This window comes from Chitinophaga silvatica, from assembly GCF_003419895.1.
GTDB classification, from domain to species: Bacteria; Bacteroidota; Bacteroidia; order Chitinophagales; family Chitinophagaceae; genus Chitinophaga; species Chitinophaga silvatica.
In genome coordinates this window covers 794,401-809,771 of record NZ_QPMM01000002.1, presented here as the reverse complement: position 1 = coordinate 809,771, position 15,371 = coordinate 794,401, and the positions used below count along the sequence as shown (strand labels likewise).

14 protein-coding genes are annotated in these 15,371 nt (G+C 40.3%); 9 read left to right on the top strand and 5 right to left on the bottom strand.

Features of this window, described 5'->3' with window-relative positions:
- Positions 1-63: 63 nt before the first annotated feature.
- The 4 genes from DVR12_RS07675 to DVR12_RS07660 are packed head-to-tail and all read left to right on the top strand — an operon-like array spanning position 64 to position 2,597.
- The gene (locus DVR12_RS07675) at positions 64-900 is read left to right on the top strand and encodes a DUF6597 domain-containing transcriptional factor (protein ID WP_116975050.1); all 837 of its coding nucleotides are present in this window, start codon (positions 64-66) and stop codon (positions 898-900) included.
- Positions 901-944: 44 nt separating this feature from the next.
- On the top strand, positions 945-1,388 hold the full coding sequence (locus DVR12_RS07670) for a GNAT family N-acetyltransferase (RefSeq protein WP_116975049.1): 444 nt from the start codon (positions 945-947) through the stop codon (positions 1,386-1,388).
- Positions 1,389-1,424: 36 nt separating this feature from the next.
- Positions 1,425-1,928, top strand: coding sequence for a cupin domain-containing protein (locus DVR12_RS07665; RefSeq protein WP_116975048.1), 504 nt, complete (start codon positions 1,425-1,427; stop codon positions 1,926-1,928).
- A gap of 51 nt (positions 1,929-1,979) precedes the next feature.
- Positions 1,980-2,597 carry a DUF4230 domain-containing protein gene (locus DVR12_RS07660; RefSeq protein ID WP_116975047.1) on the top strand — a complete coding sequence of 206 codons (618 nt, stop codon included), beginning with the start codon at positions 1,980-1,982 and terminating at the stop codon, positions 2,595-2,597.
- On the opposite strand, the gene DVR12_RS07655 is transcribed toward DVR12_RS07660, so the two are convergent.
- Positions 2,594-3,313 (bottom strand): hypothetical protein, encoded by a 720-nt coding sequence (locus tag DVR12_RS07655; protein ID WP_116975046.1) that lies wholly within the window; start codon positions 3,311-3,313, stop codon positions 2,594-2,596. The genes DVR12_RS07660 and DVR12_RS07655 overlap by 4 nt on opposite strands.
- Positions 3,314-3,561: 248 nt before the next feature.
- On the opposite strand from DVR12_RS07655, the gene DVR12_RS07650 reads away from it, so the two are divergent.
- The 5 genes from DVR12_RS07650 (at position 3,562) to DVR12_RS07630 (ending at position 10,586) form a co-directional block, all read left to right on the top strand.
- The gene (locus DVR12_RS07650; RefSeq protein ID WP_116975045.1) at positions 3,562-3,882 is read left to right on the top strand and encodes an RNA recognition motif domain-containing protein; all 321 of its coding nucleotides are present in this window, start codon (positions 3,562-3,564) and stop codon (positions 3,880-3,882) included.
- 140 nt (positions 3,883-4,022) lie between these two features.
- Positions 4,023-4,574 carry an RNA polymerase sigma factor gene (locus DVR12_RS07645; protein ID WP_116975044.1) on the top strand — a complete coding sequence of 184 codons (552 nt, stop codon included), beginning with the start codon at positions 4,023-4,025 and terminating at the stop codon, positions 4,572-4,574.
- Positions 4,575-4,623: 49 nt separating this feature from the next.
- The gene (locus DVR12_RS07640) at positions 4,624-5,595 is read left to right on the top strand and encodes a FecR family protein (RefSeq protein ID WP_116975043.1); all 972 of its coding nucleotides are present in this window, start codon (positions 4,624-4,626) and stop codon (positions 5,593-5,595) included.
- Positions 5,596-5,803: 208 nt separating this feature from the next.
- Positions 5,804-9,043 (top strand): SusC/RagA family TonB-linked outer membrane protein, encoded by a 3,240-nt coding sequence (locus tag DVR12_RS07635; protein WP_116975042.1) that lies wholly within the window; start codon positions 5,804-5,806, stop codon positions 9,041-9,043.
- 10 nt (positions 9,044-9,053) lie between these two features.
- Positions 9,054-10,586 carry a SusD/RagB family nutrient-binding outer membrane lipoprotein gene (locus DVR12_RS07630; RefSeq protein ID WP_158563227.1) on the top strand — a complete coding sequence of 511 codons (1,533 nt, stop codon included), beginning with the start codon at positions 9,054-9,056 and terminating at the stop codon, positions 10,584-10,586.
- Between the two features lie 933 nt (positions 10,587-11,519).
- Here DVR12_RS07630 and DVR12_RS07625 read toward each other — a convergent pair.
- The 4 genes from DVR12_RS07625 to DVR12_RS07610 form a co-directional block, all read right to left on the bottom strand.
- Positions 11,520-12,839 carry a dihydrolipoamide acetyltransferase family protein gene (locus DVR12_RS07625; protein ID WP_116975040.1) on the bottom strand — a complete coding sequence of 440 codons (1,320 nt, stop codon included), beginning with the start codon at positions 12,837-12,839 and terminating at the stop codon, positions 11,520-11,522.
- 61 nt (positions 12,840-12,900) lie between these two features.
- The gene (locus DVR12_RS07620) at positions 12,901-14,148 is read right to left on the bottom strand and encodes a CinA family nicotinamide mononucleotide deamidase-related protein (protein WP_233522189.1); all 1,248 of its coding nucleotides are present in this window, start codon (positions 14,146-14,148) and stop codon (positions 12,901-12,903) included.
- Between the two features lie 35 nt (positions 14,149-14,183).
- Positions 14,184-14,597: an acyl-CoA thioesterase gene (locus tag DVR12_RS07615; protein ID WP_116975039.1), complete on the bottom strand. Its 414-nt coding sequence runs from the start codon at positions 14,595-14,597 to the stop codon at positions 14,184-14,186.
- 44 nt (positions 14,598-14,641) lie between these two features.
- Complete coding sequence (locus tag DVR12_RS07610) at positions 14,642-15,049, bottom strand: DoxX family protein (protein WP_116975038.1); 408 nt, start codon at positions 15,047-15,049, stop codon at positions 14,642-14,644.
- Between the last annotated feature and the right edge of the window lie 322 nt (positions 15,050-15,371).

Here is a 15,371-nt window from a genome sequence, read left to right as displayed (position 1 = left end):
ATTTACAATATGTGATCGTTGGATATGCTGAAAGAGAATCCCTAACGCCAATTTATAGCACCTATGAATTTCCATATCTATCACCCTGCGGACGCTTTAAGACCATTTGTTAAGCAATATTATTATTGGGAAGATAATACCCGCGGTACCATACAGCTTCCACAAAACCTTTTTGCCCTGGGCGATCAGTATCTTATTCTGATGCTTGAAGGTAAGGGAGAAGTAAAACCAGCTGCGCACAAATCTTTTTCTTTAACAGGTAATTCGATCTTAGGTCATATTACTTGTGCCTCCCATTTTCAGGTGGAAGGACCGGTAAAAGTTGCTGTAATACAATTAAATGCCTACGGATCTTACAGGTTGCTGGGGTTACATAGTGAATGCTTTACCAATTACTACAGAGATCTGGATATACAGGATAACTTATGGAGCAATACTGCCAGTTCATTGAAACAAATTACAAACATGCAGGAAGTGGAAGAGTTGCTGGATAAAGCTTGTCTGACAGCTATGGAATCCAATAGCTGTAACCTGAAATCAGTAGATGATATTGCCGACTATATGCTGATTAAATTAGGAAACGTTAGTTTGGAAGAGCTTTCTGAACGTTATACAATATCTAAACCTACGTTAGAGCGATTATTCAATACAATTGTTGGCTTGCCTCCTTTATTATATGCCCGTATGATAAAATACAGGACTGCCATGAGAGCATTACAGCAATTAAATCTTTCTGAATGGCAACTTCCTATGGAAGCTACTCCATTCTATAACCATGCTATGTTTATTCATGATTACCTCCAGTTCAATCATCAAACTCCATCATATTTCGCATCAGCAACAGCTACTATTGCCCAAATGCCAGGTTTTAACCTCGATCAGGTAGCCGTTGCCAGCTAAAAAAGTATTTTGCATTACTTTTATTAAATAAATAGAGTAATGCCATGAATACAGTTACAAAAGGAGAATATAGTATTACAACAGACAAGACTCGTTTCGATCTGACGGTTATTCACAACTATCTGGCAAACGATTCTTATTGGGCACAAAATATACCCATGGATACTGTTGTAAGGATGATTGAAGGTTCTTTATGCTTTGGAGTATTTCATCAGGATAAACAAATAGGGTTTGCCAGGATGATTACCGATAAAGCCGTTTTTGCTTATTTGGCTGATGTGTTTATTTTACCGGAAGCCCGGGGTCAAGGATTGTCAAAGTGGTTAATGGAAACAATGCTACAACATCCCGATTTACAGGGATTGCGCCGTATTCTTCTGGTTACCTCAGATGCACATGGACTTTACGCTAAATATGGTTTTGAACCTATTCAAAACCCTGAAAAGTTCATGAACCTTCATAACCCTGATGTGTACACGAAAAAATAAACTTTTTTGATTATCTTATAGTTCTAAATTCCCCATATGCAACCTAATGCAGCCTTCTGGCGTGAACAATTGAATTTAACACCCCATGTAGAAGGAGGTGCTTTCCGCGAAACTTACCGATCTGACTGGATGTTGGATATGTCGACCCTTCCAGCTGGTATGGCTGGTAATAGAAATGCCTCGACATGCATTTACTTTTTGCTGGAATATGGTCAATTTTCGGCCTTTCACAGAATTGCCGCAGATGAGATCTGGCATTTCTATGACGGACAAACGCTGACTATCTACGAAATCGCACCAGGTGGCGAACTTAAAACGCATAAATTAGGAAGAGATGTAGTAAATGGGGATCAACTACAGATAGTGATCACAGCAGGCAACTGGTTTGCCTCCAGAGTGGAAGTACTAGGCGGCTTTGCTCTTACAGGTTGTACAGTGGCGCCAGGATTTGATTTCGCCGATTTTGAGCTGGCCGAAAAAGCGCCCTTACAAGCGGCATATCCGGAACATACTGCATTAATTGATAGCCTGACAAGATAACGCTTAAGTATATACGATAATTATAATATTCTTTTTTAGTACATTTAGCACATGAAAAAGATTATTTACTTAGTACTGTTGCTATTGGTCGCCGGATTAATATTTTGGCTTGGTAAACGTTTTGGCTCCACCAATGTTAGCCAGCAGGTAATTTCCAACAGCACTATAGTAAGAGAAATCGCTGAATTAGCAACACTGGATGTACAGGGCAGTGCCAGTATCAAGAGAAGTAATATTGAAGATAGTGGAGGATGGACAGACAACTGGAAGAAAGCTTTCTTTGAAAATACAGTATGGGTAAGCATTCCCTATCAGGCGAAATATGGAGTAAATGTAGACGAGAAAAATTTTAAAGTACAGCAGAACAATAAAAAAATAATTATTCAATTACCTGCTCCAAAATTATTGAGCTACGAACTAAAGGTTGATAAGATGGAAACTTCCAATAAAAAAGGTTTGTTTTTATTTCAGGATGATGAAACCTACACGGAAGTACAGAAGTCTTTGTATAAAAGCAGCAGGGCTCAGTTAGAGAGTAACTCAACCTATATTCAACAATCTAAAGAGAAAATTCAGAAACTGATGGAGCAATATTATGCCCCATTCATGAAAGATCATACACTTGAAATTGAGTATACAGATGATACCAAAGCTCCGGCCCTGAACTAGGCTGCTTGCTGAGCTATATATTTCACCAGGCTTCTTTTTGCAATAGGTAATAGCGTTTCATCTATTGGCATTACCAAAGGCGTTTCAATACAATACACAGCCGGGTTAGGCAATTGTTTCTGCTCTCTGATCAGCAGGAACTTAATATGGTTAATTGTATGCACAAAATCCTGCTGATAGGATGAAACGTAGGAGGTATGTATTCCTCTGTACTTTTCATCATGTCTTTCAAAAATAGTCAGCCGGTAATTATACACCAGTGTTTGCCTGTGACTTCCATCACAAAGCAATAGATAACCTTCCTGGCTTTCCAATGGTACCAGCCCAACAGGAAAGATAGTTAGTTGTCCTGCCACCCATTCATAAATATCTGTACCCTCTTTAATGGTGTTATTCATTTGGGTGATGGAATATTGAATAATATCTTCCAGTTCTTCCATCAGTTCATCATCAGCAATCATTTGTTCATACAATAGCTCCAGCTTTTGGAGATTTACTGCTGTGAGTCGTTTTGGAAACTGTTGTTGTAAATATTGTTTATTATCTCTGAATGCAATGAGGTTGTTATAGTGAAAGATGATATCGGTAAGCTGCGGGTACAGCTTGCTTTCATTAAAGTAGCGGTTGACGTCTTGCAGATAGGCCAGTAAGGTGTATTTTTTTAGTTCAAAATCGATGTATCCATCCGCAAACCAGGTCTCAGTTAAGCCTCCCATGTTAAAATATTTTAATGGATTACACTCTTAAATTACGAAAAAAATAACGGATAACCTGCAATAAACATAAAATAGAATGTTATTTTTTGTTAACGTTTATAACATAAAATGCGCTCAAATCGAGTACTTTAGCTCATAAATCGTTTAAAAAGAGGAATAAAAGTAAAAATATTTGAAGGCCTTCATTTTTATTAATAGAATTTCATAACTTCAGTATATTATTTTTCATTTTTTTAATTTCAGTTATCATGAACATTTACGTAGCCAACCTGCACTATAGGTTGAACGATGAGGATCTGCATCAGATTTTCAGCGATTATGGAGTGGTTACCTCCGCAAAGGTTATCAAAGACCACGAAACTGGCCGTTCACGCGGTTTTGGATTCGTGGAAATGCCTAATCAAGAAGAAGGAGCTAAGGCTATGGATAGTCTGAATGGCAGCGAAATAGAAGGTAAGCAATTAACGGTAAACGAAGCTAGACCTAAACAACCGAATAATAATTTCAAAGGGGGCGGTGGTAATAACCGTGGCGGCGGAGGATATGGTTCCCGCGACCGTCGTTATTAATTTTGACCCCATTATTCGGCACCAAGGAACTAAAAGAAAAGCTGTCTCTACTCTGTAAAGGCAGCTTTTTTTATTTTCTTATAAACTCAAACAAATTATTCGTATACTTACAAAACATCCCAATACCAACTATTAGTTGAATGACACAGGTAATCTTTTCTTTCTCCACCACGGAAGTTAATGAAGCCCTCCTCCATCGGAATGTACCTGTATTTCGGCAACTCTACCTGGCATACAGCCAACCCCTCTATTTACTGGCTTTTCGACTCACTAAAGATGAAAGCCTGGCTAAAGACCTGGTTCACAACCTCTTCGTTAATCTATGGGAAAAATCCTCCCAACTCACCATCACCGGAAATGTACAACACTATCTCTTCAGAGCTATCACTAATCTGGCTCTCAATGAAATAAAAAAAAGAAAAAAACATACCAGCGAAGAAATTCTTCAATGGATACCAGACGAACAAGCCCTCGACTCAACAGCCGATTTTCTCCTATTTCAACAGGAACTACTACAACACCTTAAAACATTACCTCCCCGCTGCCAGGAGATTTTCATCCTAAGCAGGGTACATGGCCTAGAACCGCCTGAAATAGCACAAAAACTCTCAATCACCTTAAATACCGTTTACTATCAACTCTCAATCGCATTAAAATCACTCCGCCAGGTGCTACTCGAAAAAAAAAGTTGACAGACTATCAAAGTTTCAGTTTTCTGAATTGTCATATTAGTATACGCATATGAAAAATGAGCTTCACGATATGATTATTGAGCATTTGCTTCATCCTGAAAATGAAGCTCTCACTCAATCTATCAATCAATGGATGGCAGAAGATGCCAAAAACAAACAAACCTATCAGGATATTAAATTCCTATGGGAAAGTAGTGCTGATTTGCCATCCAGCCTTCATGATCAGAATAACGGTTGGCAACAACTGGCAACCCAACTTCAACTCCCGGCTACTGAAAAGACAAAAATATTCAGACTGGGTAGCTACTGGAAACAAATTGCAGCTGCAGCAATTCTGTTGGTCGTCATTGGCAGTTACCTCTGGTTCAGTCATCAACCAACCGAACACTGGACTACCTTTGCTGTCAACAACCCGGTTATTGATAGTGTAGCCCTCCCCGATGGCTCTTCTGTAATAGCTCGCCCTGGTACCATCATTGCCTATACCACCAACAAGGGCATACGTAAAGTGAAACTCGAAAAAGGAGAAGCATTCTTTAATGTTACTAAAGATGCCGCCCATACCTTTACCATTGAGCTCCCACAAGGAATGATTACCGTTCTAGGTACTTCTTTCAATGTAAAAATTAATAGCAACTATACCGATGTTGCAGTCTGGGATGGTAGTGTGAAAATATCAGATAATAATACCCTGCAAAGCAAAATATTGTTACCCGGCAATCTGGGCATCCTGCATAATGATGGATCGCTTAGTCAGCCTGCCGGAAACTATGCCTACAGATGCGCCTGGAGTAATCACGACCTGGTATTTAAAGACCAGGAGATCAGCCAGGTAGTAGATGCAATGGCTACCTATTACGGAGCAAAATTGAAGGTAGAGGATCAAACTGTTCTTAAGAAAAAGATAACTGTCAGATTTAATAATATACCACTACAGGATGCATTATTAGTTCTTTCGGAAATGATGGATCTGAAAATGAAAAAGACGGCCGACTCAACGTATCTATTTACTAATCAATAAGCACAAACGAAAATATAACAACCAAAATTTAGAAAGTTCAGTAACCTACAACTGCTTTTACTTACACAGAATCAGTTCATGAATTAACGTTTTATTGCTGATTTGCCAGAATGGGATAGCTGTTATCAGCTGTAGGCTACCCTATTCTTACTGGAGAAGCTATATCTGTTACTGAACGCTGTTTAATCAACTTTCAAAAAAAATCTAAATGAAGATCAATTCCTGGATTCCACTGATCGTACTATGCTGTTTTTGCTGGCTTCCGCTGGCAGCACAGGACGTTAACAGTGTTCTGAATAAGAAGATTTCCATTGAGGTAAACGATAAACCAGCACTGGAGATTCTCCCGTTAATCGAAAAACAAACTGGTGTTTCCTTTGCCTATTCTCATGACGTAATCAACTCTAACAAATATACCATCCACGAAAAAAGTGTTCCTGTCACTACAGTTTTAGAAAAGCTTTTTCCCGCTTCTAAATTTACTGTTAAAGCTGTTGGTAACCAGATTATTATTAAATCTACAGCTCCCGCTCCTAAAAAAGTGGCCGACACAATTCCTGCTCCCAAGATTGTGGAAATGAACACTGTTGTTGTAACCGCTCTTGGTATTAGTCGCCAACAACGGTCATTAGGCTATGCCTTTACAGATGTAAAAGGTAATGAAATGACCTCTGCCCGCTCTAATAATCCACTGCAGGCTTTAACCGGTAAAGTAGCCGGACTGGATGTTTACACTACGAACAGTGGTGTTGGTGGTTCTGTAAAAGTTACTTTACGGGGCGTGAAAGTTATTGGCGGCGATAACCAACCACTCTATGTAATTGATGGTGTACCCGCTAATAATTCATCTCCCGGCCAGGCCGACAAATGGGGTGGTTATGATTTGGGAGATGGTACCTCTATTATTAACCCAGACGAAATTGCCACAATTTCAGTTCTGAAAGGTGGCGCCGCTACCGCTTTATATGGGAGCCGTGCCGCCAATGGTGTAATTCTCATTACCACTAAAAAAGGAGCAGGTCAGGGTTTTGAAGTAGAACTTACTTCAAATACCGTAGTAGAACGCCTGAACAATAATTACGATTTTCAGGATTCCTACGGTACCGGAAGAGATGGGCTTTTACCTAAAGATGTAACAGCAGCCATTGGTAGCTCTCAGGCCAGCTGGGGCCCAAAACTGAGTGCCGATAGCCTTGTATGGCTTTGGAACGGACAACGTGTACCTTACGTAAATGCCAACAACTCCATTAAAAAATTCTTCCGTAACGGATTAACACTTACCAACTCCGTTGCGCTTTCATCCGGTAACGAAAAAACACAGTTCAGACTTACCTACACAAATCTGAAAAACAATGACATCGTTCCAAAAAGTGGATTGATGCGTCATAACTTATCTGTTCGTGGTACTTCTCAGCTAACCAAAAACTTAAATATCGATGCTAAGGTTTCTTACGTAAATGAAAACGTAGATAACCGGCCGGCCTTATCCGATAACCCCAATAACATTGGATATGTATTAAGTGGTATTTCCCCTAACATCGATATAAACTGGTTAAAGCAGTACAAAGATTCTGTTACCGGAAATTATATCAACTGGAATAATAATTCCTATCAGGTAAATCCATATTGGGCAATCAACGAACAACCCAATAATAGTAAACAGGATCGACTCAATGGATTTGTTCAGCTTCGATATAAAATATCTCCGTCCTTAAGTGTTCAGGGCCGGGTAGGAACAGATTACTCGCAGTTTGGCTTCCGGGAATTTATGGAGGCAACAACTCCGTATAACGAATCAGGGGCTATTGTACTGAGAAGCAGAACATTGAGAGAAACCAACTCCGAGTTGATGTTTAACTACAATAAACAAATCCGTCGTTTTCAGATTAATGCCAATGCTGGTACAAACAGAATGGATTACTCCGAAAATCAACTGATTACCAATGGTAGAGATATCAGTACCAGAGGCGTTAAAAGCATTAATAACTTCCTTACAAAAACATCTAACGAGATTATTAATCGCAAACGGATCAATTCGGTGTACGGCTCTGTAAACCTGGGGTATAACAACTTACTGTACCTTGATCTTACCGGAAGAAATGACTGGTCATCTACCCTCGCAATGGGAAATAACTCTTACTTCTACCCTTCTGCTTCTGCAAGCTTTGTGTTTTCAGAACTGATGGCAAAAAGTAATTTCCTATCCTTTGGTAAAGTACGATTCTCTATCGCTCAAACAGGTACCGATGCCGTTGATCCATATCAGTTAACTCTCACCTACGGTAGCAATACAGATATCCCAACCATTGGCGGATATGCGATAGGTGGAGTATCTGTAGATAAAGTACCGCTGCATAGCCTCAAACCTAGTATCAGCAAAACTTATGAAACAGGTGCTAACCTCGTATTCTTTGATAACAGAGTGAATCTGGATTTCACCTGGTACCAGTCAAATACCCGCAATCAAATCCTGAGTGCCCCGATTTCTTCTACCAGTGGTTATACTTCTGCTGTAATCAACTCCGGAAACATCCGTAACCGTGGTATAGAAGTTACCTTGGGAGTCAAACCTATTGTAAGTAAACATTTCAACTGGGATCTGAACCTGAATTTTGCACGTAACAGGAATAAAATACTGGAGTTAAGTCCACTTGTTTCCGGTTATTACACGCTTGCCTCCGCACGCTGGGCTAATGCATCTATCGTAGCGCAGGAAGGAGAACAATACGGAATAATAGTAGGCCGCAAATTCCTGAGAAATGATCAGGGTCAGTTAATCCTTGATAATAAATTAATGCCGCAGTACGACCCAACAGATGCCGTATTAGGTAGCGGACAATACGACTGGATCGGGGGAATCAACAACAGATTCAGTTACAAAAACTTCGCATTAGGTGTATTGCTTGATATTAAACAGGGTGGCAATATTTACTCAATGACCAATCTGCTGGCCTATATGAATGGTCGCCAGAAAGGTACCGTTGAAGGACGTGATGAGTGGGCGATTTCTGAAGCAGCAAGAAAGAAAGCAAATAAAACACCCGAAGAGTGGACAGCCACAGGAGGAGTGCAGGTACATGGGGTACAGCAATCAGGGGTAGATGCATCAGGCAAGCCAATATACAAAGAGGTTTCAGGGTATGTAAATCCTCAAACCTACTGGCAGAAGATCTCAGATAACATTCCGGAACCATTCATCTACGATGCTTCCTTTGTGAAAGTTCGCCAGTTAACACTTGATTATCGCTTTCCTAAATCAATTATTGGAACCGGCATAGTACGCGAACTTACTGTATCATTTGTGGCGAGGAACCTGATAACCATCAGTAAGCATATACCAAATGTAGACCCTGAATCGAGCTACAATAACAGTAACGGACAAGGGTTTGAATATGGTTCATTACCAACACGGAAATCTTATGGTATCAATATTTACGCAAAATTCTAAAACAGGAAAAATGAAACGATACAAAAAGCTGATTCTATTATTCATTATCCTGATTGCAGGTAGTTGCACAAAAGATTTTGAAGAATTAAATACAGATCCAACCAGAGGTGCTACCATAGCACCCGGACAACAGCTAGCATCTGCTGCTTACTTCCTTTCAGGCGGCAGGGAGGCTGGATACCCAAATCTTTATCTGTTCCTGCCAAGGGTACAATATGTAAACGGAGCATATGGAATGCGAGCCGGTACTTTGTATGCACGCCAGGATTTTTATAACGACCGTGTCTGGGAAATATTCTACAATAAAAGCATCAAGCAATTAGTGGATATGCTCAACAGATGCAAGGATGATCCGGCACTGGTCAACTACGTGGCAGCAGGAAGAATACTGAAAGTTTATATCTTCTCAATCCTTACTGATTGCTATGGTGATATTCCATATTCACAGGCGGGTGCTGCCTATTACCAGAAAGTATACACCCCTGTTTACGATAAACAACAGGATATCTATAATGATTTTTTTAAGGAATTAGATGAAGCTGTCAAACAGTTCGATCCGTCTAAAGAGGCAATCGCCAATGATATCGTATATAAAGGTGTTATTGCTAATTGGAAGAAACTGGCCAATTCCCTGCGTTTGAGGCTCGCTTTACGCTTAAGCAAAGTAGCTCCGGAAATCGGGGAAAAAGAAGCCAAAGCAGCAGTAGCAGGTGGAGTTATGCAATCGGCCGATGATAATTTTAAGATGATTCATGAAAACTATAACTATCCGGATCTCAGAGGAAATGGATTGAGTCAGGCATTGGCAGAAGTAGAAACCTTCAGGTATACTATGGGGTGTTCCACTTTTGTAAACTATCTGAAAACTGAAAAAGATCCAAGACTCCCTGTTTACTTTTTAAACAGAGATGGGAATGATAAGGATATCACTGCATTAACAAACTTCATCCCTATTATTCCGGGTCATTACTGGTGGGATGACTGGTCTGATTATACCACTGGTGACGGTACCAACATTCCTCATTTGAATAAATTTTGCAGGATCAATACTGCTTTTGCGGATCTGAAAGCCAATTTTCTACATCTTGGTTATGCAGAAGTTGAGTTTCTGCTTGCAGAAGCAGCTGCAAAGAACTGGATTAGTGAAGATGCCAACAAGCATTATCAGTTAGGGATAAGAATGGCAATGAAGCAACTGGAAATGTATTCAGACATTAATCCGATAAAATCAAACCTGGTCGATGATTTTGTGAGTCAGCATGTCCTTGATCCGGTCAAAGCAGTTGAACAAATCAATATGCAGAAATGGGTTGCCTTATTCCCTAATGGTTTGGAAGCTTTTGCCAATCAAAGGCGTAGCGGATTCCCGGTATTAGCTCCAATTTCTGATCCGGCTGGTGAAAATGAAACAAATGGTAAACCATTCAAACGTTTATTCTATCCTTCTACCGAAGCATATAATAATACCAACAACTATCAGGATGCCCTCAAAAGAATGGGTGGACAAAATGATTGGTTGAAGCCCGTATGGTGGGATAAATGATTTAGTCAAATGTAGGAATATAGGGGTACCTCAGTTTTTGAGGTATCCCTTTTTACTTTTATAAAGTAGCCGGGGTGGCTTAATTGCAGTGGAAAATGCCGATATTTATGATATCAGCCAACAACAATCTAATTCTGCACTTATGGCAACTGTATTCAGAGAAAAATCGAAAGAAGTTTATTCCTAAGAATTTGAGCCTGTAGATCGCTCTTCAGTACGATATTTCGACGAAGGAATTTCCTTTGCCTTTTTTGCTTTTATTATATATTGATTTCAATTCAAAGGACTTGCTTACTTTACCGTAGGCTGACCCAATGCTATTAAGTTAAGAGGAATGGGCCCGATTTTATTGTCTTTAAGGGTTAGATAAATTTCCTTTACCGTAGGCTGGGCGGGGGCAAGCCCCGCCCCTACAGGATTTCATCGAAACTATATTTTCATCTGGTAGTAATATTTCATGTTAAATGTCAATCTACTAATTTCAATTCTTTAAAGATATAAATCTACAATATAGAAACTGTAATGAGCTGAAGCCCTGTAGGGGCAGGGTTTACCCCTGCCCAACCTACGTTAAAGGAAATTTATCTATCACTTAAAGTCAATAAAATCAACGCCCATTCCTCTTAACTTAATAGCATTGGGCTTGCCCCTGCCCAACCTTCAGTAAAGGAAATTTATCTATCACTTAAAGACAATAAAATCAGGACTTATTTCTTTTAACTTATAACATTGGGTTAAGCCTTTCCATTGAGGGTTTAGAGGCAGATTTGTAATTGTATTTTTTTTACGTGTTCCGGAGTATCATGCATTATTAAATTTTTTATTGGGGATGTTGATTTATGTTTAATCTAAACTCTCTGTTTATTTGAATTGATTTTTACAAAAAAAAGCTGTTTCGGATTGAAACAGCTTTTCTATTTTATTGAAAATCAGTTAGAATGATTTTTTCGGATCGAAATTTTCCAGTTCCTGAGCTACTGCTGTCAGGAAGGTAGCACCGAGGGAACCATCAACGATACGGTGATCATACGACATGGAGAGATACATCATGTGGCGGATGCCGATGGTATCTCCTTCCGGAGTTTCGATAACTACTGCGCGTTTTTTGATTGCGCCTACTGCGAGTATTGCTACCTGTGGCTGATTAATGATAGGAGTTCCCATCAGGCTGCCGAAGGTACCAACGTTTGTAAGGGTGAAGGTTCCGCTTTGGGTATCTTCAGGTTTCAGTTTATTCTGACGGGCAGCGTTGGCCAGGTGGTTCACCTGTTTGGTGATACCAACCAGATTGAGGACATCCGCGCTTTTAATTACGGGAACAATCAGGTTACCACTTGGCAAAGCGGTGGCCATACCAATGTTAATATCTTTTTTGATGATGATTTTATCACCATCCAGAGAGCAGTTGATCAGCGGGAAACGTTTAATACATTTCACGATAGCCTCGATAAAGAGTGGGGTAAAAGTAAGTTTTTCGCCTTCTCTTTTTTCGAAATCACCTTTTACACGATCTCTCCATTTCACCATGTTTGTAACATCTGCTTCAGCAAAGCTGGTAACATGCGGACTAACCTGTTTGCTCATCACCATGTGATTGGCGATCAGTTTGCGCATTCTGTCCATTTCCACAATTTCAACATTCCCGCTATAGGTAGGGCTGGCAACGGTGGTTGTTACTATTGGTTTTGCTGGTGCCGGAGCTGTTTCTCTTGCAGGAGTAACATCCGGGATAATCTTTCCTTCCTTGCGATCCGCAACATATTGCAGAATATCTTTTTTAGTTACCCTACCGTCGTTACCGGAACCGGGTATTTTATCAAGATCGGCAAAGCTAACTCCTTCCTGTTGTGCGATTGTTAGCACTAATGGGGAATAGAATTTTGGTCCGCTGTTCGTGGTAGCAGCGGCAGATTGTTCTGGTGTGTGTGCAGGGGTCGGATTGGCTACCTGACCTGAAGTTGCTGCAGCAGGTGCTGCTGGTTCTGTTGGAGCCGTGGAAACTCCCTCTTCTGCATTGGTACGGATACGGGCAATAACGGTACCTACAGGTACAACGTCATTTTCATTGAAAAGCACTTCTGTGATTTCTCCTTCTGCAATGGAAGGAACTTCACTATCCACTTTATCGGTGGCAATTTCAAGAACAGTTTCATCTACTTTTACGTGATCTCCTGCCTTTTTGTGCCAACGCAAAATGGTAGCTTCCATGATGCTCTCCCCCATTTTAGGCATTACCAATTCTACAATAGCCATAAGATTGAATTTAGCATTTATGCTTTAGTGCGGAACAAAAATAAGGTAATTGTCTCAAATCCTATTGAAGGATGAGCTTTCGCAGTTCGTTCATTGCGTAAACCGCTGCCATATTAGTGTTCCGCTCCCGGTCGTAGCGAAGATGATGTTTTTTTGTAATAATTGTGTTGGCATCTGCCACTGCAATCCATACGGTACCAACCGGCTTTTCAGGGGTTCCTCCATCGGGCCCCATTATTCCGGTTACTGCAATAGCATAATCAGTTTCTAATATTTTAAGCGCTCCGGTCACCATTTCTACTACTGTTTCCTCACTCACTGCACCATAAGCCTTCAGAGTAGCCGGATTTACACCGAGCAGTCTGACTTTCATTTCATTAGCGTAGGTCACTACACTACCCTTATAATAAGCGGAACTTCCGGAAATTGAGGTGATCTGACTGCTGATTAGTCCACCAGTACAACTTTCAGCTGTACCTACAGTTTTCCCTTTTTCATGGAGCAACTGCCCTATTACCTGCGCAATAGGGATATCCTGATCACTAACTGTAATATCTTCTACCAATGCCTTCAGTTCATGAAAAAGGGTGCTCATTTCAGCTGCTATTTCCAGTTTTTCACTTCCAAAAGCAGATAATCTGAGTTTTAACAGGCTGTAACTGGGCAGGTAAGCCAGGCTAAAATGAGGAGGCAAGCTGGCTTCAAATGCAACAAGTCGTTCTGCCACAAAAGACTCACCCATCCCCGACGTCACTACTGTCTGATGCATTACTGCCGGCGTTTTGAAATGCTTTTCCAATTGGGGTAACACATAACTGGTCATTACTCCTTGCATTTCATAAGGTACACCGGGCATCGACACATAAATAACCCCCTCTTTCTCGAACCACATTCCCGGTGCGGTACCCCAGTCGTTCTGTATAATAATGGCCGACTCGGGAACCATACTCTGTTCTATATTCCTTTCAAGTATTGGCAATCCCCTGCTTTCAAAAATATGAAGCACATTTTTTAGTGCTTCTTCGTTTTGAACCAGCTGAGTATTGAAATATTCACATAAGATAGGTTTGGTAATATCGTCGGCTGTGGGTCCAAGACCACCTGTAATCAATACAATCTGGGAAACCGATGATTCCTGCCGGAGAGCTGAAAGAATATCTTCCCGCTTATCACCAATTGCGACCCTTCTATGCACCCAAATCCCCATATCATTGAGGCGCTGGGCCATCCAGGCCGAATTAGTATCAATTGTCTGACCAATTAATAACTCATCTCCTATTGTGATAATACTGGTTAATATCTTTTCCACGGGTTTTATAGTTTTTGTTATTAACAGACAATCCTTTATTCTGCAAAAAATGGTTGCAGTCTCTTTTTCAACTCTTCAGGCAGCCCTGCTTTCAGCTTTGTTTTAGCATCTATGAATACCAGGGTGGTCACTCCCACATTCAGCAATTCGTTCTTTTCATTATATAACTCACTATGAAACTGGATCTTAGAGCTTTTGGGGAGCTCTTTCAGCATGGTTTTCACAGTGATCAGATCATCGTAATAGGCAGGCCTCAGATATTTAACCTGTAATTCGGCTACTGGCATAATCACTCCCTGATCTTCCAGTTCCTTGTAGGAAAAACCCAGTTCACGGATCGCTTCTGCCCTTCCTACTTCATAATATAAGCCATAGTTACCATAATAAAGGTATCCCATCTGATCTGTTTCACCATATCTCACCCGAATGGTTGTTGTACTAATGAACATAATTGTGCTATTGTTTAATCTCCAAACCTTTTTTTTAGAAAATTTTACTTTCCGATAGCGCCATCCAGAGAAAACTTGCCCGGACCTACGAAAAGGATCGCTACAAAGGCTGCCAGAAACATAAGTGGCAATTCTCTCTCATCCAATGGTTTAGCGCTATGAATTACAAAGGTAATTACACTCATAGAAATAATCAGGGGTATGCTGGCTAATCTTGTCAACAATCCCAAAATCACAAAAACTGCACAAAAAACTTCGGCAAAAACGATCAAACCCAAAGAAATTTTGTGTCCAACCCCTAAAGGATCTGAAAAAGTATTCATTTTGGCAGAAAAATTGATCAGCTTTGGCCATCCATGTAAAAATATTAGTCCGCCAAAGACTATACGAACAACTAACATGGCAAAACTAACGGCTCCATTGGAATAGCCGGAAGAAAAGAGTTTTCTCATAGTAGATAAGGTTTAGTGCTGTTTCGCATTTTTTTGCAAGATAAAAGAATAGGCTATGCCTTGCCTCTGTAGTTATCCACATTGTTAGAAACGCGTCTGGAAAAGAAAGGATATAACGTCTATATTTGACGCGGAGTATTGCACGCAGAGTGGCAAAGGAGGCAAAGAATTTTTTTTGCTCGCAAAGCGGCAAAGAAGCAAAGAGGCATAAGAAGTTAAAATAAAGAGTAAAAGACATAAGATTTTTTCACAACAATCGTTTAAAATAAAAATTCTTATGTTACTTAACATTCTTTGCTTCTTTGCAACTTTGCTTCTTTGC